The sequence below is a fragment of the Leptothoe sp. PORK10 BA2 genome (assembly GCF_034932105.1).
Classification (GTDB): domain Bacteria; phylum Cyanobacteriota; class Cyanobacteriia; order Phormidesmidales; family Phormidesmidaceae; genus Leptothoe.
Genome location: NZ_JAYGIG010000129.1, coordinates 16934 through 41341 on the forward strand (window position 1 = coordinate 16934; position 24408 = coordinate 41341).

Annotated in this window: 21 protein-coding genes; 11 read left to right on the forward strand and 10 right to left on the reverse strand. The window is 52.8% G+C overall.

Annotation, left to right across the window (positions count from 1 at the left end; genetic code table 11):
* Nucleotides 1-378 precede the first annotated feature (378 nt).
* The gene (locus VB741_RS20705; RefSeq protein WP_323367106.1) at nt 379-777 is read left to right on the forward strand and encodes a CAAD domain-containing protein; all 399 of its coding nucleotides are present in this window, start codon (nt 379-381) and stop codon (nt 775-777) included.
* Nucleotides 778-995: 218 nt separating this feature from the next.
* Nucleotides 996-2273, forward strand: coding sequence for a hypothetical protein (locus VB741_RS20710; protein WP_323367107.1), 1278 nt, complete (start codon nt 996-998; stop codon nt 2271-2273).
* Between the two features lie 50 nt (nt 2274-2323).
* Here VB741_RS20710 and VB741_RS20715 read toward each other — a convergent pair whose 3' ends face one another.
* Together VB741_RS20715 and VB741_RS20720 are read right to left on the reverse strand one after the other, a co-directional pair.
* Nucleotides 2324-3184 (reverse strand): ABC transporter permease, encoded by an 861-nt coding sequence (locus VB741_RS20715; RefSeq protein ID WP_442786417.1) that lies wholly within the window; start codon nt 3182-3184, stop codon nt 2324-2326.
* Between the two features lie 60 nt (nt 3185-3244).
* Nucleotides 3245-4030: an HAD family hydrolase gene (locus VB741_RS20720; protein ID WP_323367109.1), complete on the reverse strand. Its 786-nt coding sequence runs from the start codon at nt 4028-4030 to the stop codon at nt 3245-3247.
* A 395-nt stretch (nt 4031-4425) separates the two neighbouring features.
* On the opposite strand from VB741_RS20720, the gene VB741_RS20725 reads away from it, so the two are divergent.
* Nucleotides 4426-6087, forward strand: a complete 1662-nt coding sequence (locus VB741_RS20725; protein WP_323367110.1) for a D-Ala-D-Ala carboxypeptidase family metallohydrolase — start codon at nt 4426-4428, stop codon at nt 6085-6087.
* A gap of 122 nt (nt 6088-6209) precedes the next feature.
* Nucleotides 6210-6962, forward strand: a complete 753-nt coding sequence (locus tag VB741_RS20730; protein WP_323367111.1) for a hypothetical protein — start codon at nt 6210-6212, stop codon at nt 6960-6962.
* Between the two features lie 182 nt (nt 6963-7144).
* Here the strand turns inward: VB741_RS20730 and VB741_RS20735 are convergent, their stop codons facing one another.
* On the reverse strand, nt 7145-8440 hold the full coding sequence (locus VB741_RS20735; protein WP_323367112.1) for a glucosyl-3-phosphoglycerate synthase: 1296 nt from the start codon (nt 8438-8440) through the stop codon (nt 7145-7147).
* Between the two features lie 223 nt (nt 8441-8663).
* A complete protein-coding gene (locus tag VB741_RS20740) occupies nt 8664-9830 on the reverse strand; it encodes an RpoD/SigA family RNA polymerase sigma factor (RefSeq protein WP_323367113.1) in 1167 nt (388 codons plus the stop codon).
* Between the two features lie 368 nt (nt 9831-10198).
* Between VB741_RS20740 and priA the strand changes: the two genes are divergently transcribed.
* Nucleotides 10199-12814 carry a primosomal protein N' gene (gene priA, locus VB741_RS20745; protein ID WP_323367114.1) on the forward strand — a complete coding sequence of 872 codons (2616 nt, stop codon included), beginning with the start codon at nt 10199-10201 and terminating at the stop codon, nt 12812-12814.
* A 125-nt stretch (nt 12815-12939) separates the two neighbouring features.
* Here priA and VB741_RS20750 read toward each other — a convergent pair whose 3' ends face one another.
* The 6 genes from VB741_RS20750 to nudC all read right to left on the reverse strand — a co-directional run bounded on the left by VB741_RS20750 (nt 12940) and on the right by nudC (nt 17211).
* Entirely contained in the window at nt 12940-13113 is a 174-nt protein-coding gene (locus tag VB741_RS20750; RefSeq protein ID WP_323367115.1) for a hypothetical protein, read from the reverse strand.
* Between the two features lie 189 nt (nt 13114-13302).
* Nucleotides 13303-13929 (reverse strand): fasciclin domain-containing protein, encoded by a 627-nt coding sequence (locus VB741_RS20755; RefSeq protein WP_323367116.1) that lies wholly within the window; start codon nt 13927-13929, stop codon nt 13303-13305.
* Between the two features lie 92 nt (nt 13930-14021).
* Nucleotides 14022-14870 carry an anti-sigma factor domain-containing protein gene (locus VB741_RS20760; RefSeq protein ID WP_323367117.1) on the reverse strand — a complete coding sequence of 283 codons (849 nt, stop codon included), beginning with the start codon at nt 14868-14870 and terminating at the stop codon, nt 14022-14024.
* 69 nt (nt 14871-14939) lie between these two features.
* Complete coding sequence (locus tag VB741_RS20765; protein ID WP_323367118.1) at nt 14940-15521, reverse strand: sigma-70 family RNA polymerase sigma factor; 582 nt, start codon at nt 15519-15521, stop codon at nt 14940-14942.
* 188 nt (nt 15522-15709) lie between these two features.
* Entirely contained in the window at nt 15710-16303 is a 594-nt protein-coding gene (locus VB741_RS20770) for a hypothetical protein (protein WP_323367119.1), read from the reverse strand.
* Nucleotides 16300-17211, reverse strand: coding sequence for an NAD(+) diphosphatase (nudC, locus tag VB741_RS20775; RefSeq protein WP_323367120.1), 912 nt, complete (start codon nt 17209-17211; stop codon nt 16300-16302). The genes VB741_RS20770 and nudC overlap by 4 nt, the downstream gene beginning before the upstream one ends.
* Nucleotides 17212-17303: 92 nt before the next feature.
* Between nudC and VB741_RS20780 the strand changes: the two genes are divergently transcribed.
* From VB741_RS20780 to VB741_RS20805, 6 genes are all read left to right on the forward strand, one after another.
* Nucleotides 17304-18071: an SDR family NAD(P)-dependent oxidoreductase gene (locus VB741_RS20780; protein WP_323367121.1), complete on the forward strand. Its 768-nt coding sequence runs from the start codon at nt 17304-17306 to the stop codon at nt 18069-18071.
* Between the two features lie 448 nt (nt 18072-18519).
* Nucleotides 18520-20466, forward strand: coding sequence for a polysaccharide deacetylase family protein (locus tag VB741_RS20785; protein WP_323367122.1), 1947 nt, complete (start codon nt 18520-18522; stop codon nt 20464-20466).
* 83 nt (nt 20467-20549) lie between these two features.
* Nucleotides 20550-22097 (forward strand): phytoene desaturase family protein, encoded by a 1548-nt coding sequence (locus VB741_RS20790; RefSeq protein WP_323367123.1) that lies wholly within the window; start codon nt 20550-20552, stop codon nt 22095-22097.
* A 66-nt stretch (nt 22098-22163) separates the two neighbouring features.
* Nucleotides 22164-22841, forward strand: coding sequence for a transaldolase family protein (locus VB741_RS20795; protein WP_323367124.1), 678 nt, complete (start codon nt 22164-22166; stop codon nt 22839-22841).
* A 169-nt stretch (nt 22842-23010) separates the two neighbouring features.
* Entirely contained in the window at nt 23011-23742 is a 732-nt protein-coding gene (locus tag VB741_RS20800) for an alpha/beta fold hydrolase (protein ID WP_323367125.1), read from the forward strand.
* A gap of 112 nt (nt 23743-23854) precedes the next feature.
* Complete coding sequence (locus VB741_RS20805; protein WP_323367126.1) at nt 23855-24391, forward strand: DoxX family protein; 537 nt, start codon at nt 23855-23857, stop codon at nt 24389-24391.
* The last annotated feature ends 17 nt before the right edge of the window (nt 24392-24408 follow it).

Consider the following 24408-nt stretch of genomic DNA (forward strand, 5'->3'; position numbering starts at 1 on the left):
TGAAATTGCCTATATATTGCCGATGTATCCATGGACGATATCAATGCACGATATTATTTTTCTATGAAGTTAGAATAAACTGTCTAAAGTGCGCTAGCTGATATAAACCTTGTCCACGTCCAGAATGGCTTGTTCACATCCAGAACGGTCGTTTTGCCCTAGGAGAAACGACCAGTTTTAACTTGGACTTGGTTCGGTCCCTGGTTCGGCGATGCTGGTTTGCATAACCCGTGGGTGGGTGGTAGCTTGCATTTGTGCCAACTCTGACTTAGTTTCTGACTTACATTTCAGAAACTGATCACTCGGTCACCAGCCATTCCCTGTAATGGTAGACGAGCGTAGGAATCCGCTCCTAGGTTGTTAATTCCCCATATGAACATGAGCACCGATATAAATTCCCCCGAAGAGAACGTGACCACTGAAAGCACAACCCCTAACAGCACGACTACTGATGCCACTGAGCAGGCCAAGGAAGTTTTGGCTAAGGTTGCCAGTGTCCTAGGGGATGCCCCAGAGTATGTGGTTGAGACTTTTAAAGAGTACAAACGACCGATTACGGTAATTGGTCTAGTGCTCGGTGTGCTGATTGGGATCAAGATGACCTTTGCTATCTTGAGTGCCATCAATGATATTCCAGTCCTCGCTCCTACCATGGAGTTAATTGGGTTGATCTACACTGGCTGGTTTCTCTATCGTTATCTCCTCAAGGCCAGCAATCGTAGTGAGTTGCTCAGTAGCCTGGGTGAGGTAAAGGACCAGATTACGGGTAATAAATAAAGTTCAACAGTAGAGTTCAACTTCATCAACCAACTTCATCAACAATGACGATAGCTGGAGGCCAATGCCTGCGGCTATTTTTTGTATGGGCTCAGCCCCATTTGCTGGAAACCCACACCTGACCGCCATGGCAAAGGTTCCCTTTGGCTTTCTATACTAGGGAAACTGAGAAGCATCGCTAAAAACCATACCTACGAGAAAGTCCCCTAAAGAAACCCATGGAGCTAAATCAGGACATCATGAAAGCGGTCGAGACCCTGGGCTACCGGGTGACTGCGGGTGATGTGGCCGCTAAAACTGGATTGAATATTAGCCAGGCGGAGGCGGGGGTGCTGGCCCTAGCGTCTGCCACCCAGGCCCACATGCAGGTGGCGGAGACGGGGGATGTGGCCTATGAGTTTCCTCGGCAGTTTCGGAACACCCTGCGTAATAAATATTGGCAATTGCGCTGGCAGTCGACCTGGGCCAAGATTTGGGCAGTACTGTTTTACCTGATTCGCATTTCCTTTGGCATCATGCTGATTACGGCGGTGATGCTGGTATTTTTGGCGATTATTGCCATCATGATTGGCATGCAGTCCCAGCGGGATGAGGAGGATCGCGACGGTGGGTACGGCGGCGGTATGGGGTTTAGTCCCTGGCTGTGGATCGGTAACGATTGGTTTTATTGGTTTAGCTATGGACCCCAGCGCCGTTACGACCGCTATGATCAGGTGGGTGGGGGCCGCGATCGCAACCGCCGTGATTTAAACCTATTAGAGGCAATCTTTTCGTTTTTGTTTGGGGATGGCGATCCCAATAAAGATTTGGATACGCGCCGGTGGGGTGCGATCGCAGCCGTCATCCGCAACAACCGAGGGGCTGTCGCCGCCGAGCAATTGGCACCCTACCTAGACAATGCCAACCTCAACGACGACCTAGAAGACTACGTGATCCCGGCTCTGAGCCGCTTTAACGGCCAACCCAAGGTCAGTCCCCAGGGCGACCTAGTCTACTACTTCCCCGAGCTACAGGTCACCACCCAAAACTCCCAACCCCAGTCGGTCCCCGCCTTTCTCAAAGAAACCAAACGCCGCTTTACCAGTGCGGCCCCCAACCAAGTCGCCATTGCCATTGGCCTGGGCACATTGCTGGTGGTAGGGTCCCTCTACCTCGCCTTTATCGCCGCCGGTTGGACGACGGGCTTTGTTGGTCTGGTCTATTCCCTGTGTGATTTATTTTTGGCCTACGGCATTGCCTTTCTCGGCATTCCCGCCGTGCGCTATTTCTGGATGCAGCGCATCAACCAAAAAATTGAATCTCGCAACACCCAGCGTCAGAGCCTAGTAGGCAAGACCATCCAGCGCAAACTGGACTACGCCAAACAGTTTGCCATCCAAACCATTGTGGGCAAAGACAACCTTGCCTACACCACCGAAACCGATCTGATCGACCAAGACATTGCTAACCGAGACAAAATCGACGAAGAATGGCGTCGACGCCTCGAATCGTCCTAAATCTGTATGTAGCAAATATCACTCTGCCACGCCGGAAAATACGCCAACCCTCAATTTTCCTTCCGTACCAGGGGATTCACCAGATCATTTAGGCCTTCACCGATCAGGGATAGCCCCGTCACCATGCCGGTAATAGCCAGTCCCGGAAACAGAGCGGTCCACCAAATGCCCGTGGGCAAGGCATCCAGCGCCTGACGTAAGGAGCTGCCCCACTCAGGCACCTCATCCGGCAGCCCCAAGCCCAGGAAACCCAGGCCGCCCAAAATTAGCACCGCATCCGCCGTATTCAACGTAAACAGCACCGGCACACTCTGCACCACGTTCAAGAATAAATAGCGGGATAACACCGCCCAGGTGGACGCCCCCATGGCCTGGGCCGCCTCCACAAATAGCTCCGTCTTGAGGCTCACGGTGTGGTTACGCACCACCCGGTAATACTGGGGCACATAGGCAATGCTCAAGGCCGCTGCCGCATTCACCACCCCCTTACCCAGAATGAAGGCCAGGGTCACCGCCAGGAGCAACACCGGCAGGGTGTAGATCGTATCCATAAAGAACAGCAACCCCCGATCCAGCTTCCCCCCCAGGTAGCCGCTGACCATGCCCAGGGGCACGCCCACCACCACACTCATGGCAGTGGCCAGCAGCACCACCTGCCAGGCGGCCCTAGCCCCAAACAGCGTCCGCGAGAAGACGTCATAGCCCTGACGGCTGGTGCCAAACCAATATTTGCCAGACGGCGGCACATGCACCGGATTTTCCAGCGTCATCAGCGGATCCTGAATCCATCCCCAGCTCTGGAGCAACGGCGCCCCTAAGGCCACCAGCACAAACAAGAGGGTGATCACAATCCCCGTCCACATGAGGGTTTTAGAAATGGTCCAGCGTTGCGATCGCAGAGTTTCCGCCATAGCCATCCGAATAAAGTCAGGTTTCATTGTCTAATGGCAAGGGCCCAGGGGAAAGGGTCATTATGGATTACGCTTGGCCAATAGGGCCTGCATCAATTCCTGAAACCCGTCCCCTGCTTCCGCCTGGGTAATAAACGCTGGATGATGGTCCAAGGCATCTAGATAATGGCGGACATTGGCTACCCCCACCGAATGGGGAAACTGGGCCGGGTCAAACATACTTTCATCATTGGGGCTATCGCCAACGGTCAGGACCTGGTGGTGGGCCAGGCCAGGAAACTGCTGGGCAATCACCTGGGTGAGGCCGCTGGCCTTGTCCTGGGGTAAGGGTTTGATGTGGCACTGGACGGTGCTATAGGTAAAGCCCCAGCCGTTGTCATAGCAGTTATCGGTCATCCATTGCAGATCCTCCAGACTCAGGCCCGTCACCTCAAAGGTCCAGTCGGTGAGCCGGAAGGGATTGTCGCTAGACTCCTGAAGCTGGGGGTATTTTTGTCGCAGTCGCTGAAATTGTTGTAACAGCAACTGTCTGTGGTTGACCGCCAGGGGCTGGAGGAATGTGGGATATCGGTTTTCTTTAGTGAAATAGAGCCCACCATTTTCTGCGATCGCCAGCACAACCGGCAAATAGTGCAATAATCCATGCACCCAGCCCGCCGAGCGGCCGGTGGTAATCAACACCGGCATACCCACAGCCCGCAGCTGTTCCAAGCTCACAAACAGAGCATCCTTAAACTCTTCGGCCTGGGTGAGGGTACCGTCCATATCCGTTGCCACCAGACGAATCTGGGCCAATGCTTGGCCACACTGCTCACTGGTCAGGGCCTGTAACCGATTTACTGCCATTATTTTTTTACTTACACCGATTGCCAGAATGACTATTACCAAGACACCGATGGCCAAAACACCGATTACCCAAACTCCCTGGCCAGTCATTCCATTGCCACGGCCATAGTGACAGACAAGCGCTAGATTTTGATTAAGGAATTCCCCCGATCTCAAGAAACTGATATACGTTAGAGGCCAGTTCTTGAAGTCCCTGACAGCAGGGGTACAGCTCAGGCGGATCATTTATGGAAATAAATTGATCTAACTAGGAATCTGATAATTTATGCAGATCGCCGATGCCAAGGGTAAAGACGTCCTATAATCAGGCCTTTCCCACCGTCTAGGTAAACCCCCTCCAGGTAAATCCCAGCAATATAACCCCGTCCAGGCAAGCAACCGTAGTCCAGTTAACCATGGCAGAACTCGTCCCCGATCAACGCAACTACTACTACCTTCTCGAGGCGGAACGAGCCGGGATCCATAAACCGATTCTGGCGGGCCTCTATGCTGTGCACCAAGCCCCCCGGTTAATAGATGGGGAAACCGGCCTAGGCATCGCCGCTGCCAATAAGGTGCCAGTAGACCAGGTCAATACCTTTCCCGAACAGGTACAGTACGCCGCCAACACCCTGCGGGGATTGACCAGTACCCTGACGGCGGGGGGCTGGAGTGGGAATGACCTATGGGATGCCGCCAAGGGACGCTATAGCGATCGCTTTATTGAGCGCATTGCTGAAGGGTATATGCCATCTGGATCTGAGGCAAACTCCGCCCGATTAGAAAGCTGTAATGCAGAAAAGCTACTGGCGGCCTATGTCGAAGATATTAACTATGACTACGGTGCCCAGGAGCTGCCCCATAACCTGGCCGACCTAGACGATGAACTTCTGGCCCTCGCGGACCGCATTGCCCCCAACTATGGTCGCTTAGACTTTCAGCGCGAAGCCCTACTGGAAGTTGCTCGCATCTGGCGCAAGCTCGACTCCCATCAGAGCACCATCCAGGCAATGAATATACCCCTTACCAATGGTGTGGCAGACGAAGCAGCCCTGGATAAGGGGCTGACGGACTTTATGCGGCAGATCTCCCGGTTTTACTCCGGCTATCCCCACCAGCGCGAAGCCCTACTACGGCTGACCCAGCTATGGAGACAGTTGGACTCCCGTGAGGAGGCCATTGATTGGTTACAAACCCATGACCCAAGGGCTGAGGAAACGAATCTCGACATTGTAGACCCAGCCCTGATTGCCTTTGTCCAGAGAATTCCTGACAATTACAAAGGGGATGGCTATCAACGATTTGCTCTCACCGAGGCCTACCGCATGTGGAAGGGGCTAGACTCACGCCCCACTGCCCTCAGCGAACTGGGAGCTAGCCCCCAGTTTCTTCGAAGCAATAAGGACAACCCCACGGCCCTAGCCGCTGCCGCCAAGGCCGTGGATCAATCCCTGATCAGGTTTATCGAAGACATTCCCAAGGTCTATAAAGAAATCGAAGAACAGCGAGAAGCCCTGATTCGTCTGGTGCAAATCTGGCGCAAGCTCGATCGACGCATCGATGCGATTCAGTCCCTATTTGATGATGTGCGGGCCATGACCCGCGCTAACCGTAACTCCATCGATGCCGCCCCACCCCCCAAGCCCATACCCCTGCCACCGCGTCCGGCCCGTTGGACGCCTCACAACATTCAGATGGGGGCCTCCATTATTGCCAATGGCAGCTTTACCTGGGCCGAAGCCACCCATGGTGGCACCCGCATGCCCCCCAACCAGGCTACGGTGGATAGCATGGTGCGAATTGCTACATTGGCCCAACAGGCGCGCGATCGCATCGGCCGTTCTTTTCGCATCACGAGCTGGTATCGTCCCGCTGACATTAATCGCCAGGTGGGTGGGGCCTCCAACAGTCGCCACATTGTTGGTGACGCGATCGATTTTTATGTAGATGGTCTCTCCGGCGATCAGCTTTACTGGGCGCTTGATCCCTGGTGGCCTGGAGGATTGGGACGTTATACTAAGTTTCCTAACCTGAGTCATTTAGATGCTCGGGGATATCGCGCACGCTGGCGTCACTAATTGCACCTAGGTCTATGGAAACATCACATAGATTTTATTCAGCTTTAGATATATCCCCTTAGTCCGGAAACCACCCCCCAGGGCATGCTAAATGTAATCGGATAGCACCAACCGCCTAAGCTATGTCTAATCCTGTTATTGAGCTCAATCCTCTGGTGGCTCAGACCCCTATCACCGTGGCCCAGCCAAAAAACCCATGGATGTATACATCGATCGGTCTGGCTGTGCTGTTGATAATTTTGGGTGTTCTTTCTCAGCTACAGTTTGCGCGAGTTCGCAAAAAGCTGAAGTTTGAAGCCTATAAAAATAAGGAATTACATAAACGGGTAAAGCTAGCGCTGACCACCATCAGCAAGATGGAGAAAAACCCGGACCTAGTTCATTCCCGTGATTTCAATCTGGATTACCTCAGGATGCGCATGGAGGAAACTCATTTCCATGCCTCCGTAGTGAATCAACTTAAGGTCAAAGTTAAACAGCGGGTGACCCTGGCGCTCCGGCCCCAGCCCCAACAACAAGGCGTAGTGGGCATTGCCTCTGGCAAACCCCGAGCGGTGGATCAAATCTTTGATGTGGAATATCAGACCGTCCAAGATTCTCAAGCCAAAAAACGGGTGCTTTTCCGCATTCAAATCAAACTGGTGAAACTGCCCACCCAGGCCACGTCCATTACGGTGCAAGAAATTATTGACTGTATTGAGAACTTCTTGAGCCCAGAACGGGACGAAAAATTCTGGCAGCCCACCTTGTTGGGGCGTTTGGCTACCATGCAGTGGGACCAAAAGGCCAAACCCACTCCCCTATTGGTATTGGAACAAACCAGTGAAGGGGTGAATGTCACCTTCCGCAGCACGACAAATCGAGTTGCCCTCTAGTTTTTTCTAATTTTTATTGAGAGTTTTATAGCAAACGTCCTAATGCATTGGGACGTTTGCGCGTCGCATGGGTGGTACAACTTAACGCCTTAAAGGGATATGAATTGTCCTAACCAATGTGACCAAAGCTATATTTAGAGAATGTAGCAATCGGCTGACAACCTTCAGCCGATTGCTACAGCCTATGGCGTTAAGACGACAAAGTCCTTAGGGTTAGCGGATGAACTATGCCCTTGGCCATTAGTTGTGACAAGCAGGGGAGTGGGCTGCTTGAGGGCATCCTGCATGTCATCGGTCACGATCTGCCCCAGACGCTGTCGCAGATCGGGCATCACCGCCAGGGCCCGAGTCCAGTCAGGAATTTCGGTCCCTGTAGGATCTTTGAGGTACTCTTCACCGGCGTTGATAATCACTTCTTCAAACCGTTCGAGGGTGTTTTCCTCCTGATGACGGTCGTACTCCAAACCATTGAATTTGGCATCGACAAAGTACTGGCGCGCCAGATCTTGAGCCTCACGACGGAATTTGATCCGCAGCGATCGCAACTGATCTTGGCCAATCACCACCTGTTCGGTTTCCGTTAGGCTACGGAGCACGGATTGCAAAATATCCCGGCACATTTTTTGTAGCCCCTGATCGGGGGACTCCCCTACGGACTGATGCTTATGGTCAAAGGTGCCCAGATCCACCTGGGCAATGCGCTTGAGGGCGACATTGCGATAGACCTCGGCCAGTAGACCGACTTCTAAGCCCCAGTTGGCCGGAATTCGGGTGGTGAGGGCGAGATCGCGGGTGAGGGCGAACTCCCCCGATAGGGGATAGCGATAGGCGGACAGGTAGCAGAGATAGTCCCGATGCCCCCACACATCCATCAGGGAGTGGAGTAGGGGCGCAACGAACAGGCGCGTCACCCGACCATTAAGTTTGCGAGGTTCATGGCTGATACGGGCGTAGTAGGCCTTAATAAAGGCCAGGCCAAACTCAGGCTCCAGCAGGGGAAATAGCAGCTTGAGAGGGTAGGACCGGTCATAGGTGACGATGTCCGCATCGTGGAGGGCGATCGCCCCCGCATGGAGCGTGGCTAGACCTAACCCCAGCCAGACCGCCCGTCCCTTACCCCGGTGGGCCAAAATATCCAGGCCCCGTTCCTTCAACTGCTGGAGCAGGCCAATCATCCGGGGACCGTTTTCCCAAATAATTAGGGTTTTCTGCGGTAAGGGCCGAAAAAACTGGACCGCATTCCAATACTGTTCCGCCGTATCCGCATAGAGGCTGACAATCACGGTGTTGACAAAGGCGCAGTCCTTAAGATGATCCCGAATGCGAGTGAGGGCAGGCCGTTCCAGCTCTTCATACAGAGAGGGAATCAAAACAGCGGTAGGCGTATCGCGGGTCAGTTCCCTTGATCGTTCTTCTAGTCGCGATAGGTCGCTCCCAAAATCATGAATTGTAGTGATTCGTTCCTGCTTATAGTCCATTGGATCGTAGACACCCGTTAGCGTTCAGTCACATCATAGGGAAGATTCTAGGTAAATAGTGTCCTCAACGCTACAGCAGTTTTCTGGAGCAGCCGAGTGTCTCATGGAAAAGCCCGGTTTATTCCAAAAACCGGGCTTTTACGGGCTGATAGAACAACCTAGCGCCACCACGTAATACCGCCATGTAACACTGCGGCCTAGCGCGGTCCAATCACGCAGCTACCTAACGCAACCAATTTTTTAGTCGAGATGCCACTTGGGGACGACGTAGTTTACGCATAGCCTTGGTCTGGATTTGGCGCACCCGCTCCCTAGATAGGTTAAAAATGCCACCCACCTCTTCTAGGGTGTGGGGTTCTCCAGTGGTCAGACCATATCGTAGGGAAATAATGTCCTTCTCCCGTTCAGTCAGGACCTCGGTGAGGACATCGGAGATTTCCTGACGCATCATGGCTTCGTTCATCCGAGACTCGGGGGACAGGGTGGTGCCATCTTCCAACAGCTCCATCAGTTCCGTATCTTCGCCTTTACCAACCCGATGGTTGAGGGAAAGTGACTTACGCCGGACCTGTTGTAAACTCCGCAACTGCTCGGGAGTGAGGTCTAATTCACCGGCCAGCTCAGCTTCGGTGGGGGCACGGTTCAGTTGCTTTCGGAGTTCCCGCTGGGTCTTTTTGATTTTGTTGAGTTTTTCCACAATGTGGATGGGCAGCCGGATGGTGCGGGCATCATTGGCGATGGTCCGCGTAATTCCCTGGCGAATCCACCAGTAGGCATAGGTGGAAAACTTATAGCCCTTATCGGGATCAAATTTTTCAGCCGCTCGGTTTAACCCCAGGGCTCCCTCTTGGATTAAATCCAGAAACGGTACACCTCGGTTTAGATAGCGCTTGGCTATGGAGACCACCAGGCGTAGATTGGAGCGAATCATTTTGCGCTTGGCGCTGCGAGCATATTGCAAACGATGCTGGAAATCAGCTTCGCTACAGTCCAGCGCATTAGCCATTTCCAATCGGCTGGGGGGGCGCTTCAGCTGTTCAGCCAGCTGATTGGAAATGGCTTCTATGTCGGATAAAAACTTGACCTGACGAGCCAACTCAATTTCCTCATCCGCCTTGAGGAGCGGGTAGCGGGCCATCTCCTTAAAGAAAGCACCGACGGCATCATCAGAGAGGGTTTTCTTATAGGCAGACGCAACTTCAGCGGTCAGCTCAGCGGTGGGATCAGCATTGAGCTCATCATCGGCCAAGCCGTCCCAACTAGGAGCATTGGCGTCTTCCCTAGACTGAGGGTCCTGATCAGGAATGTTCTGGGTTGTGGATGCTTGGTCTATATCATCAGTCCAAGGTTCAATTACTGCCGTTTCCGGGGAATTAACAGAAGAAGCCATAGTTCCGCAAGAAAAATCTTTGCCTGAAGGGTTTTAAAAACGTAACCGTGGAATGCCGCTATCGATAAATTTAAAGGAGGCTGTGGGCAGCTGCAATTACACTATACCAAGCCCATTTTGAAGCGCTGTCCACCATGATATTTTTTGAACGATGAAAACTCTTATTTATCAAGGTTCTTATAGCTTTTGTAACGATTGGTTCCATTCATTGCAACTTGTAAAGTTTTCATGACATTGACGACCTAAAACAGATTCAAAATCCCCCTATTTTTTTATCTTTCAACTAACAGTTTAGTGCATCTATTTCTTGTCTGACAGCTCTTTAGAGGCTTCTACAGACGTTTATATTTATTGCTAGTTTAGCTTCCATGTCTCAGCTTGAATCCCTTGTTCTGAAGCCCTTTGAGTCTGTTGAGGTGTTGGTGGACTGCCCCGGTGCTCAAGGGCTTTATACCTATCGTATTCCTAGTGATTTCAGGGTTGAGCCTGGCGATATTGTCAGTGTGCCATTTGGGGGACGTCAGCTGGGTGCGATCGCAATTCGATTGATATCGATGGCATCGATATCCGACCTCGATTACCAACTGCGGAATGTTGATAGCGTCGTCAGCCACGGCTTTCTTTCTAAAGATTATTGGAAATTATTAGAACGGGTGGCTAACTATTACCAGACAGCCCTAATTCAGGTGATCCGTACGGCGTTACCACCGGGTTTATTGGGCCGTTCTCAACGCAGAATTCGCCTCCTGACACCGCCTCACCCCAGGGCCTTGTCCCCTGCCGCCCCTGACCTCACGCCACCGGCCCAAGCCCTACTGGAGGCCCTACGTCAATCCCCTCGGGGGGATTATACCTGGCGCTATTTGCAAGGTCAGCATCAGCAGGCCAGGGTGGGGCTGGGGCAACTCCTCAGCCAGGGCTGGGTAGAAAGCTATTTGGCCATGGCCACCCCACCTCGGCCCCAACAGCGCCAGGCGGTGAGTTTGGTGCACTCCGGTGGGCCTGCCCTAGGGCCTCCAGCCCCCGATGCCTTACCCCCAGGGATAGGCAATGGGTCGGACTCCCTGACCCATCGTCAGCAGGAAATTCTGCTCACCTTGCAACGCTGCGGTGGAGACCTGTGGCTCAGTGATGCCCTGCAACGGCTGCGCACCACCAGCACCACCCTGCAGCGGTTGGCCGCCAAAGGATATCTCACCATCCAACCTCGAGAGCAGTTACGGGTGGGCAGTCATTCCCAAGCCCCAGCGGATCGGCCAAAGCCCCTGACCCCGGAACAAAGTTCCGTGGTGGCCGTTCTCCATGGCCTCAAGGGCTACGCTCAGGTACTGCTCCATGGAGTAACTGGTTCTGGGAAGACCGAGGTCTATTTACAGGCCATTGGCCCCCGCCTAGGGGCAGGCAAGTCAGTATTAGTGCTCGTCCCCGAGATTGGTTTGACCCCCCAGCTGACCGACCGGTTTCGCGCCCGCTTTGGGGCCCAGGTGTGTGTTTACCACAGTGGGTTGTCCCCAGGGGAACGCTACGACACCTGGCGACAGATGCTCCAGGGGCAGCCCCAGGTGGTCATTGGTACTCGCTCCGCTATTTTTGCCCCCTTACCCAAGCTGGGGATGATCGTGCTAGACGAAGAACATGACAGTAGTTTTAAGCAGGATCAGCCTGCCCCCTGCTATCACGCTCGCCAGGTGGCCAAGTGGCGGGCGGAGATGGCGGATTGTCCGTTGATTTTGGGGTCGGCAACACCTGCCTTGGAGACCTGGGCGGAGATTCAGCCTCCCCATTATTTGGCCCTGCCCCATCGAGTCCATCAACGCCCCCTGCCCCCAGTCACCTTAGTGGACATGCGCCTGGAGCTGCAGGCGGGGAACCGATCGATGTTTAGTCGTCCCTTGCAAACGGCCCTAGAACAAATGCAGGCCAAGGGCGAACAGGGACTGTTATTTATCCATCGGCGGGGCCACAGCCGATTTGTCTCCTGTCGTGACTGTGGCTATGTGATGGAATGTCCGCATTGTGATGTGTCCCTGGCCTATCACCAGCCCCAGAATGAGGGTCCGGCCCACCTGCGGTGCCACTACTGTGGATATGGGCAGCGCCACCCGGAGCAGTGCCCCAGTTGTAAATCTCCCTATCTAAAATATTTTGGCAGTGGCACCCAGCGGATTGTCCATGAGTTACAGGGCCGGTTTCCGGGACTGCGCTGTCTGCGGTTTGATAGTGATACTACCCAGGCAAAGGGATCCCACCGCGCCTTACTGGAGCGGTTTGCAGCAGGGGAAGCCGATGTCCTGGTGGGGACTCAAATGCTGACTAAGGGGATTGACCTGCCCAATATTACGGTGGTGGGGGTGGTGGCCGCCGATGGACTGTTGCATATGTCCGACTACTGGGCGGGGGAACGGACGTTTCAAACGTTAACCCAGGTGGCGGGCCGAGCGGGGCGGGGCGAGCGGCCAGGCCAGGTAATTTTGCAAACCTACACACCTGAGCATCCGGTGATTCAGGCCGCGAAGGACCATAATTACCAAGCATTTATTGACCATGAGGTCGCCCATCGGCAACAGCTGGGCTATCCGCCCTATGGTCGGTTGGTGCTGTTACGGTTGACCAGTCCCACGGAAACTGAGGCAGAAACAGCCGCGCAGCAATGTGCGGCAAAACTACGGCGGCTTCTGCCAGCCATGGGAGATGATCTGGGTAGTGGGTTTGGCGATGCTTCAGGTGATGCTTCAGGTGATGCTTCAGGTGATGCTTCCCGAGACAAATCACCGTCGATGGACGAGTTGGGAAATATCCTGGCGGGCCCCGCAATTCTAGGTCCCACTCCGGCACCCATTCTGCGGGTGGCCAAGCGCTATCGCTGGCATGTGTTGCTGAAACTGCCGTTGGATATGATCGTGCCGGATTTGACGTCGTTGCGATCGCACCTGCCTAAATCCGTCAGGCTCACCATTGACATTGATCCCTTGAACCTAAGTTGAGGACTATAGGGTTGATCAGGTTAGTCAACCCAATGGATAGTCTTGAAAGCCTCAAATCTCAGCTGTTACCCTGATAGGCCAATAGCTGAATGCATCAGACATTGGCCCATCACTGGTAATCAAACCTAGATATTCATATCGCGCCAGGACCATTCTTCGATGACGGTTTGGACTCGGCTGGCATGGATTTCCAGGCGAGAGTTTTGATAAGGAGCTGTAGCCAAGGCTGGGGTTGACATTACCAATACAGTAGTCAGAACTCCACCCGAAACTTTAGCTGAGGTGTTAAAACGTTTCATGGGGACCTCCTGGTATCAAATGAGACGGTTTTGACTACTAGTATGAGGATTTAGTCTGAGATTTTACTGAGGTATTCCTAAACCATAGTTAATTTTTGTAGCTTTAGATACAGATGCTGTTAGTCCGTTATGAGCGGACTAACAGCGTTTAGCTGCTGTGACCGGGTCTGGGAAGATCACGCGAACCGTTTACTGAGGTGGCAAAAGCACCTGATCAATCACATGAATAATTCCGTTACTGGCCTCAATATCCGCAGTAACAACATTGGAACGATTGACGGTTACCCCAGACCCAACAGAAATAGTTAGGGGAATACCAGCAACAGAATCCACGGCCCCTGACGAAAGCTCAGTTGAGCGTACACTTCCAGGGACAACATGGTACGTCAAAATTGTTGCTAATAACTCCCGGTTCTCCGGCTGATACAAACTCTCAATGGTACCCTTGGGCAAACGACCAAAGGCATCGTCTGTAGGTGCAAAAACCGTAAATTCTGTCTCTCCATTTAACACACCCACCAACTTGGCGTGCTTCAGTAATGCAGTCAAAACATTGAACGAATCATTGGTAGACGCAATGCTGACAATGGTGTTACCAGCATGTCCATCTTTTGCTTGAAGAGAGACTACCTCTTTTGCTTGAACTGCAGGAATAGTCAACGAAACAGCCAAGAAACTGAGCAAAAAAGTTATCTTTTTTATGTTGTTCATGAATGAATAGCTTAATAACGGGCTTTCATTAGATATACGACACCCAACCAAAATTGGATTGATTGAATTTTGAAACTCCAAGTGCATCGCCCATAGCTTTTGCAAATGAAGGGTTTCAGCAATACGCCCTCATTCATCCAGAATATTTTTTTAGCTATCCCAGTCCCCGAAATCAATCCCCAAAATGAACGGTAGGTTTAAACACTGCCCTCTAGGACGGCGGGGCCTTTGGGGATGGGGGGGTCGACGACCGCATCGACGGTGATGATGACTTTGACGGGGGTGGCATTGCAAATGGTATCCGGCACAGTCAATTGCACGTTGCCCGCTTCAGTATTGTTAAACTCGCCGCAAAATATGGGGGATGATGTCTCACTGGCAACTGACCAAAGACGATAGACCTTGTCTTGGGGGAGTACGGGCAAATTGTGGGAGACCAGCTGCACCTCTGAATGGTTGGGCAACGTGAGCAGGCTACCAGAGGAGGTTACAGCATCGCCAGTGCCCTGCAGGGAATATACCAGGGCATTGGGCTGTCGTAGGATTTCTACAACGTTCTCCAACTCAGGTTTAGTGGTGGCCTCTGCCAACAGTTGCTCTTTTAATGTTTGAATCTCGGCTTGGCGAGAATTGATTTCTGTCTGTAGGGTCATTTGCCGTTGCCGTAGGCGGTAGTTGTCAACTCCCACCACGGCGATCAGCACAGCAGCAGCGGCGGCGGCACCATACCAAGGGGATCCCATAGTGCGTCTGGGACGATGGCTTGAGGCTGGCCTCCGGGCCTCAGTTTGGCGAGGGTGCTGGGTAGCGGCGGCGATGACCCTGTCCTCTAACCCTGGCGGTAAGGATTGGGGCTCTAGGGCATAGGGAAGCATGCCCAAGGCTTCTTGGTAGGCCAATAGCTCGGCCTCGAGTTCAGGGCGCTGGGCCAACAGTTCTTGCAAGGCGGACTGCTCCTCCGGTGACAAATTACCGAGGGCATAGCCTGCTAGTAAATCATGCCAGTCAGGCGGCGGGACTGAGTTGGATGACGAATCGAACGACATAATAATTTGACAAAAAAGAGTAAATGGGAGTGCTGTGGTAATACGTTAATAACCAGACAATAACCAGACTTAGAGGCAAGTTTCGAGGGTTTGGCGTAGCTTGAACAGGGCTTGCCGAGAGCGGGATTTGACGGTACCCAGGGGGATATCTAAGCGCTGGGCGATTTCGGATTGGCTGAGACCTTCGTAATAGGCAATTTCGATCACCTGCCGTTCCCGATCTGATAGATTTTCTAGGGCCTGCCGGGTGCGTTCTTGTCGTTCGTTGAGGGTGGCCATATCCAGGGGCGTGGGGGAGGCATCGGCCATCATCACATGCCATTTGTGCAAACGTTGACGATGGGATGTTTGCGATCGCAACTTGTCAATGGCACGGGATCTGGCCAAAACCACCAAATAGCGGCTAAGGGACCCTCGGCCAGCTTGATAGGCATCTTTTTCCCAAAGCGTTATGAATACATCCTGGGTGATTTCTTCCGCTTCTTCATCACTGTGGAGAATACGACGGGCCAGGGTATACACCAAACCGCCATAGCGTTGATATAACGTTCGCAAAGATTCTACCTGGCCAGCCCGCAGGGATGCCAACAGATCCGCGTCAGAAGATATGGGATCTGATACCGTACCCTCCCAAGATTCAATTGGCCCCATAGATTTAATCCGATACTCCAAAGCTTGAATCGCCATCATTCATAACATCGGCTAGGGCCGATCCGATACTAAGTATAGTAAGCCAGTATTACGAGACAATTGACTGCACCTAATAGAAAGGGTACGGAGTCGATGGCGCGTTAGATTATCAGCATACAAAAAACGGCTTTGATTGGCCCAGCCTGCAGTCAGCGCAGATAAAAGCCAACATAGGCCACCCCCATCAGCCCAATGCTACCGATGAGTAGGGCCTTGAGCCATCGCGATCGCAACAGTTTCCATACCGGCCAACTAGCGATTAGCACCAGGCTCAATTCCACCAGGGCCACCACCGCACCATGGTGGTCGGGGTCCCAATAGGAAACTGGACTCTCAAACCGAAAGTTACTCAGGGGCCAAAAATGGCGGTGGCCGTCGTCCACATGGAGGGGCAAATCGGCCAGGCAGTGAAGAATCACGCTGGCCGCCAGAAAAATAATGACATGCCCCCCAGACCGCCATTGGGGATACCGCTGGCCTAACCAGAAGGCAATCCCCATCGCCAGCAGCGCCAGGGGAATCGAATTGCCCACGTCAAATACGGTTTGCCAAAATGGCTGGTAGTAAACCTCTTGCCAGATGGTGGCTTCGTCCATCCGGGCCACTAGCTTAGCCCAGGCATAAAAACCAAACATGGCTAAATCTGGCAGCAGCGCCCCCCAAATGATCGGACTGTTCATCTGCGATCGCGACTGCCGCCCCAGGAGTGCCAGATTAAGAATGACGTGGCTAGGAGTATTCACAGCTTCCCCTGCACTCCTTGCTCGACAAACCAATCAATCAGCTTTCTAGCAATACTCAACTTGCCTGGCACCGGGGGCAGGGCATCTGGGGAAAACCAGTCTGCCGTTTCGATTTCCTTGGGGTCAATGACAATCTCTCCACTGGCGTAGCGGGCGGTGAAGCCAATCATCAGAGAATTGGGAAAAGGCCAGGGCTGGGAACCAAAGTAACGAATATCCTGGACTTCAATGCCCACTTCCTCACGCACTTCCCGAGCTACGGTTTCCTCTAAGGATTCACCCGGTTCCACAAATCCGGCCAGCACACTATACATCCCCGGTCGAAAGCGCGGCGAACGGGCCAGCAGCACCTCCGAACCACGGGAAACCAACATGATCACGGCGGGAGATAACCGGGGATATTGGCTCAGGTTGCACTGAGGACAGCGTTTGACCCGCTCATGGCGGGATTGCTCCATCGGAGTGGCGCAACAGCCGCAGTATTGGTGGGTGCGGTCCCAGTCCACGAGCTGAACGGCCCGACCTGCGATCGCAAACAAAGCATCCTCCAACTGGCCATGGAGTTCCCGCAGTGGTTTCAAGGCTAAACCCTTAGGTACGTCTAGGTCCGGGGTCAGCTGGGCGGCATAGCAAGGGCAGTTGTGGAAGGTGCCGAGATATTGCGATCGCACCACCTCTACCCCCAACTCCTCTAACCGCACCACCCAGGGCACCCCAAGGTCCATGGCCGCCCCTGGTCCCACTGAAACCTCTGGCCCCTCTTGCTGCCCCTCGCTCACCAAAATCCGAGATCCACAAAACCCAAACCACCACCCCGCTCCATCAGCCACCATCGCCGGGTCGACCCCCGCGACAAATGCTGAAGACACCGCAAATGGATTCATATCACCAACTATCAAGTTATTCATGCCCCCTAGCAAGTCCAAACTGCCTGCGCTATCTTACGTTAACGCCTTTCCCCATCACCCCTGCCCATCAACCCTGCTATCCCCGCTCCTCAATGACAATTTTTTCCCAAATCCAGTTAGGTCAGGCCCTCGTTATCGGTGGCAACCGAGGCATTGGCCTCGGCTTTGTCCAGCAGCTCCTCAACCATAGACAGTTTGACCAAGTATTCGCCACCTATCGCACCGCCAGTTCATCCACCGAGCTATTGCAACTAGCCCAGCACGACGACCGGCTCCACTGCATCGCCATGGACCTGACGGACGAAGCCCAAATTGCCCAAGGATTGTCCCAGCTCCAAGCCATTACCCCCCGGCTACACTTTGCCATCAACTGCGTTGGCTTTCTCCACGATGGGGCCATCACCCCTGAAAAAGCTCTGCGCCAGCTCAACCCCGAGCATCTAATGCGCTACTTCCAGGTCAACAGCATTGGGGCAGCACTACTCGCCAAACATCTGCAGCCCCTACTCAACCACAAACAGCCCAATATCTTTGCCACCATTTCGGCCAAAGTCGGTAGCATAGAAGACAATCGCCTGGGCGGCTGGTATGGATATCGCGCCTCCAAAGCAGCGTTGAACATGTTCCTCAAAACCGCTGCCATCGAGTACGGTCGTCGGTGTCCAGCCACGGCCATTGTCATGCTCCATCCCGGTACGACAGACACCCGGTTATCAGAACCTTTTCAACGGGGCGTACCACCCGAAAAGCTTTTCCCTGTCGAAAAAACAGTCAGTTTATTAATGGATGTTTTAAGCCACATCACCCTAGACGACAACGGTTCTTTTTTCTCCTGGGATGGCAGCCCTCTACCCTGGTAAAGCACAGCAGCTGATCCCTACAGCCAAATCCCCTGCCGCCGAGACTCTTGTCTTCCATCTAAAGATGGATGGTCCATCCAGCCTTTAGTTGCATTGCCTTGTAACAGAAAAGTATTTTCCTTGACCAAATTTTATAATTTTAAGCTCTGGTTTTTGAAGTTTTGCAAGAGACATTGGCGTTTTATTACCCTGTACCTAATTCCATGCCACCAGTCGATAGACTACAGTCAGTCTTCAGAGATTAGGACCCTCTGGAGTTCAATACCGAACCGGTTCCTTTAAAAGCACCTATACTAAGGCCACTCCATGTTGTAGCTGTTCTGCTGACTGGGGTGGCTTTAGCATTTTATTTTTTAGCTTTCCTTAACCTTTTCACTAGGGTTTTCTTAGTAAACGCCCAGTAACCTAACCTCGGTTGGTTAACGCTAGGAAAGGAAGGAGTCCTCGGATGGAAGCTTGTGATTTAAAGGTTTCTCCCAGGACTCAAGCACGGATATCACTGCTACGTCGGCCCCTAGGGATGGTTCTGCTGGGGACAGGTTTGCTAGTTGCCTTGGGTAGTGGGCTGTTGTTATACGGTACCGCGGCTGTAGATACAGAAGTGACATCCCAGTTGGCCTTTAGCCAAACATTAGAGAGTGGAATTGGCCAAGCCCTGGCCAGTTTACCTTCTCCTGACATTGCGACTATTGTCTTCAATTTGGATGCTGATCCCTCTGAGTCAGAGACTCTGAATGACAGCTTAGGGGGTGACAGCTTAGATACCCGCCAGAAAAATGGTGTCCCTGGGTCAGATTACAATTGCCTACCAGCATTCCCAGCTGATCCTTCCATTACTGCCCTGGGACAAAATCTCTCCACCTGGAGCAATCAGGTTAACCAAAGTAGTCAGAGTCAGGTGTCCCAGTGGGTAGCCAATATAACAGCCCAGCTAGAGGCGGCTGATTGGCCTCAAATCCATGGGCGCGCTGAGATCGGTCGGGTACCCGTGATTATGTACCACGATGTCCTGGCTGAGAAGGAAGTGTCCTTTGACATTACCCCCGAACGCTTAAATGCTGATTTCCGGGCGATTCAAGCCCAGGGGCTAACGCCCATTAGCCTGGATCAGTTGACTAACCACCTGAGGACTGGTGTACCTCTGCCGGAAAAACCTGTTGTCTTGACCTTTGATGATGGCTATGTCGGCCACTATAACTATGTTTATCAGTTAGCTAAGTACTACAACTATCCCATTGCCCTGTCTATTTTTACCGACAAGGTGGATGGCAAAATTGTGGGCCGTTCTACCGTTACCTGGGACCAGTTAGAGGAAATGGTTCAACATCCCCTTGTTACCATTGTGTCTCACAGCGTGACCCACCCGCAAGACTTAACCAAACTCTCGGATGAGGATTTGCGCCATGAGCTGGAAACATCTAAAGAGCGGCTAGAAAACAAACTGGGTATTCCCATCGACTACTTTACCTATCCAGAGGGTAACCACGATGAACGGGTGGTGGCAGCAACAAAAGCTGCAGGCTACAAGGCGGGCCTAATCATGAATGAGCTTTCCGGTCAGTTTGCTGGAGCCTCAAAAAATCTATTGACCATTGAACGGTTTGGAGAATCTCGCTTTGCTGAGGTGATTGCATCCGCCTGGGGTGGTCCGCCACTACCAGGGTTCGAACCTGCCTTGACCTTTGAGGCTCCAGTGAGGAAGTTAGCAATGGAAATCGACGAGATTTCCTTCACCCTAATCAGCGGTGGCCGCCCCCAAACCATCCATGCAGATAGCCGCTATCCCCTGACCGAAATTGCTAACGAGGCTGGTGCCGTCGCTGCCGTCGATGGTACATTCTTCTCCTTAGAATATCTGGATTCCAACACCATGATTGGTCCAGTCCTGAGCCAAAACACAGGGAAGTTTGTCCCAGGTAGCGAAGGAGACATTTATAAGCTCAAGGATCGTCCCTTGGTTTTGATCAGTCCTCAAACGGTAGAATTTATCTCTTTTGACCCTAAGCAGCACAATACCCTGGCTGGCATCCAGGCAGAAATGCCCACCGTAACCGATGCTTTTGTGGGGGGGAGCTGGTTGGTACGGGAGCAGGAACCCCAGCCTGCCCACACATTTAAGAATTTGTTTGCCTATGAAGAACATCGATTCAGAGCATTTTGGGGCATTAACTTCCAGGGACAGCCTGTGGTGGGGGCCACCCATGGCAAAATCGATTCAGTGGGGTTAGGCAAACTGCTGTTGAAAGCCGGGTTCCAAACTGCTGTCATGTTAGATTCTGGTGCAAGCACCTCTCTGGTCTATGAGGGTGAGTCACTGGTTGCGTTTGAGCCTCGCACAGTGCCCCATGCTGTGGTCCTCGTCACCCAAGGAGGCGTCTGTGGTATTTCTGGCTAGATGGGACAAACTATAGGCACAGACTAGATCGCACAGACTAAATGAGACAAACTATAGGAGACAGGCTATACAAGACAGGCTAAATGGCACAGACAGAAATAGTGGTTATCGGTAGCGGGATTGGGGGGCTGTGCTGTGCCTCACTCCTCGCCCGCTATGGCTATGACGTGGTGGTGTGCGAAAGCCACACCATTGCCGGTGGGGCGGCCCATGGGTTTGAGCGGAGCGGCTTTTTGTTCGATTCGGGTCCATCCCTTTATTCGGGCCTATCCTACAGTCCTTCCCCCAACCCCCTGCGCCGGGTCCTAGATGCCATTGGCGAAGATGTCACCTGGCTGCACTATGACACCTGGGGGTGTTGCCTGCCAGAAGGAGACTTTGACACCAGGGTGGGGGCAGAACATTTTTGTCAGGTTTTGGAAAACCTCAGGGGTCAGGATGCGGCCCAGGAATGGCGTGACCTCCAGCGGGTGATGCAGCCCCTAGGTGCGGCGGCTATTGCCTTGCCCCCTGCGGCCATGCGGTTGGATCTGGGGGCGCTCCGTACGATCGGGCCCTTCGTGCCATCTCTCCTCAAGCAAGCACCCCAGGTAGCTAAGCTCACCGGTCCCTTTAGCCGCATTATGGATGGGATAGTGCGGGATGAGTTTACGCGACACTGGTTAGACATGTTGTGCTTTTTGTTGTCGGGGCTGCCTGCTGAGGGAACGATTGCCGCTGAGGTGGCCTTTATGTTTGCCGATTGGTATCGCCCTGGCGTCCAGTTGGATTATCCCCAGGGGGGGAGTGCGGCCCTGGTGGCGGCCTTGGGGCGCGGCTTGAAAAACCACGGTGGCGATCTGAGGCTCAATGCCCATGTGGAAGAAATTTTGTTGGATGGGGATCGGGCGGTGGGTGTGCGGTTGCGCAATGGCCAGAAGATTCATGGGACTGAGGCGGTAATTTCGAATGCATCGATATGGGACACCCTGAAGTTGTTACCATCACTGCCGCCAAAGTTAAAGCGGTGGACTAACCAGCGACAGACGACTCCTGAGTGCGATAGCTTTATGCATTTGCACTTGGGCATTGACGCCACGGGGTTAGACCACTTGGCTTGTCACTATATTGTGATGAATGATTGGAGCCTCGGTGTAGATGCGCCGCAAAATTTGGTGTTGATATCGATTCCGTCGGTGCTAGATCCAAATTTAGCTCCCGCTGGGAAGCACACGATCCATGTGTATACGCCGGGGAATGAACCCTATGGGCTGTGGGCGGGCATGGATCGCCACAGCGCTGACTATGCTCAACTCAAGCAGCAGCGGGCCGAGGTGATGTGGCGGGCGTTAGAACGGGTTATTCCGGATGTGCGATCGCGTTGCCAAATCACCCTCATCGGCACCCCCTTAACCCATGGCCGGTTTCTCCGACGACACCACGGTTCCTATGGTCCAGCCATCAGAGCAGGGCAAGGCATTTTCCCTGGACCGCGCACCCCCATAAAAAATCTATGGTGCTGTGGTGATTCTACATTTCCCGGCATTGGTCTCCCTGCCGTAGCTGCCAGCGGCATGATCTTGGCAAATACCCTTGCCCCTGTTAAAAAACATCGAGCTATGCTGCAAGACATTGGTGTTTTGAGTGCCTAAAATATATAACTTTTCCCCATCTCTGCCGCTTATAAAATACTCGATACAGTTACTGGAGCCCTATTTGTGAATTTACGCCTTTATTTAGATACTGCTGATGTCACAGCCTGGGAAACCTGGCTACCGGTGGGTATCTTTTATGGGGTCACCTCTAACCCGCTGCTGTTAGAACGAGCCCATCTCCCTTGTACGGTTGAGTCACTTACCCAGCTAGCATCAAAGGCTTTTGAACTAGGTGCTAAGGAAGTGCAGCTGCAAACCTGGGGAGACACCAAACAAACCCTAGTGGGCACGGGAAAAGCTTTAGCCGCAATCGATCCACGAGTGGTGGTAAAAGTGCCGATCACCCAGCTGGGGACGGAGGCCGCTGCCGCCTTAATCGCAGCGGGGGTGAGGGTTACACTGACTGCGGTATATGGGGTACCCCAAATTTTAATTGCGGCGGCCCTGGGGGCAGACTATGCCGCGCCCTACCTGGGTCGAATTAATGATGCTGGTGGCAATGGTCGAGAGGACTTAGCCCAAATGCAGCGGGCGCTGGATGGCGTGCAAAGTTCCACCCGAATTCTCACCGCGAGTATCCGCGATGTGGAGGACATGGCATATTTGGCCACCCAAGGCCTGGATACATTTACGTTTTCTCCTCAGATCGCTGAAGCTCTTTTTAGCAATCGGCAAACAGCCGCAGCCACCGCAGCCTTTGAAGGAGCTGCTAAGACCATGGGGAAAAATGGTGCATACTAAAATCTTTGTGACGACAAACTCTCTGGTGCCTGCATGGGAACTTGCAACAACCCACCCTGTGGAATGATTTTAGTGTTTATGCGATCAATATGCGGTCAAATAGATACTATCGATGCTGAATCTGACAACTACTTCGATATTCTCGGTAGTAATGTGACGAGTGGCAGCGATGAAAATTTTGTGGTGTCTGCACGGTAACCTGCAGCAGCCCATAGTCTGGGAAGTCCTCTCCTATGCTCTAGAGCAACCAGGAAAGGACTTTTTTATACAGTCTGTTAGCCTTTGGGAAACCCTCAGCTGTAACTGCTGGGATTGGGCTAATGGCTTTTGTGCCAGGGTTCGTTTGGCTTCCCAGGTTAGTTCGCCACAGCATTATTTACTCGGATACTCGCTGGGGGGGCGCTTAGCGTGGCATGCATTACTAGCAGCTCCTGAATTATGGTCAGGAGCCATGATTGTAAGTGCTGATCCGGGTAGTAATCATGGTCAGCTTAGGCAAAAAAGTTTAGAACGCGATCGCATCTGGGCCAACCGCTTTCTCACAGAACCTTGGGATACCCTACTGGCCGAGTGGGATGCCCTACCCATCTTTTGCCAACGCCCTTGCCCCACCCCCCGACCAGAGTCTGCCTTTGACCGTCAGAAACTCGCCCACGCCTTTGAAGCCTATTCCAAAGGGCACATGGAGGAGCTGACCGAGCGACTGTCATCCCTATCGGTCCCCATCACCTACATTACCGGCAGTGAAGACCGGCACTATAGCCAGCTGGGGAAAACCCTACAATCCCAGGTTGCAGCCCTTACCCACATAGAAGTCAAGGACGCTGGCCATCGAGTGCCGTGGGAACAACCAGATGCGTTTCTCATAATTCTCAAGGAGGTCCTAGAGCTTGGAGGATAAATGGTTGCCCCGATGGCGACAATTATTTGATAAGGATAGGTTTGCATTTCTTAACTAACTAGTTACAATTTTCAATATATCGATTTCAAATCCTGCACCTAGCTTTAAGTCAATGGCATTAAAATCCCTATCAATACTTCTCCTAAAGCCCAACGTTAATTTGAATCTGTTGGCCCAAGCAACCTTGGCTATCGTCAGGGTGACGGTTAGCATCATGATGGTCCACAACGGCTTTGATAAACTGGCCGATATCGAAGGTTTTGCGGCCGCCTATGTCGAGTACCTGGGCTTACCCTTTCCCATTTTTCTCAGCTATGTTGCCGCTTACACTGAGCTCATCGGTGCTCCCTTGGTGGCCTTTGGCTTACTTACTCGACCCGCTGCCCTGGGCTTATTTAGCACCATGGCGGTGGCAATGTACCACCACATTAAGGTAGCGGGTCTCAGCCTTCCCTACCTAGAACTGTCCGCGATCTACGCAGCTATCTTTTTGTTTTTTGCCGCCAACGGGGCTGGGCTGTTTTCGGTGGATGCGCTGCTCACTTACTGGCTAAATAAGGGTGTTTTATCGGCTAAGGCCAAACAGTTGATGAAGCTGGAAGAGAGTTTTGAAGCATCTTCCGTAGATCAAGTGACTGTCAATTCCTAAACCCAGTGCATCAGTTG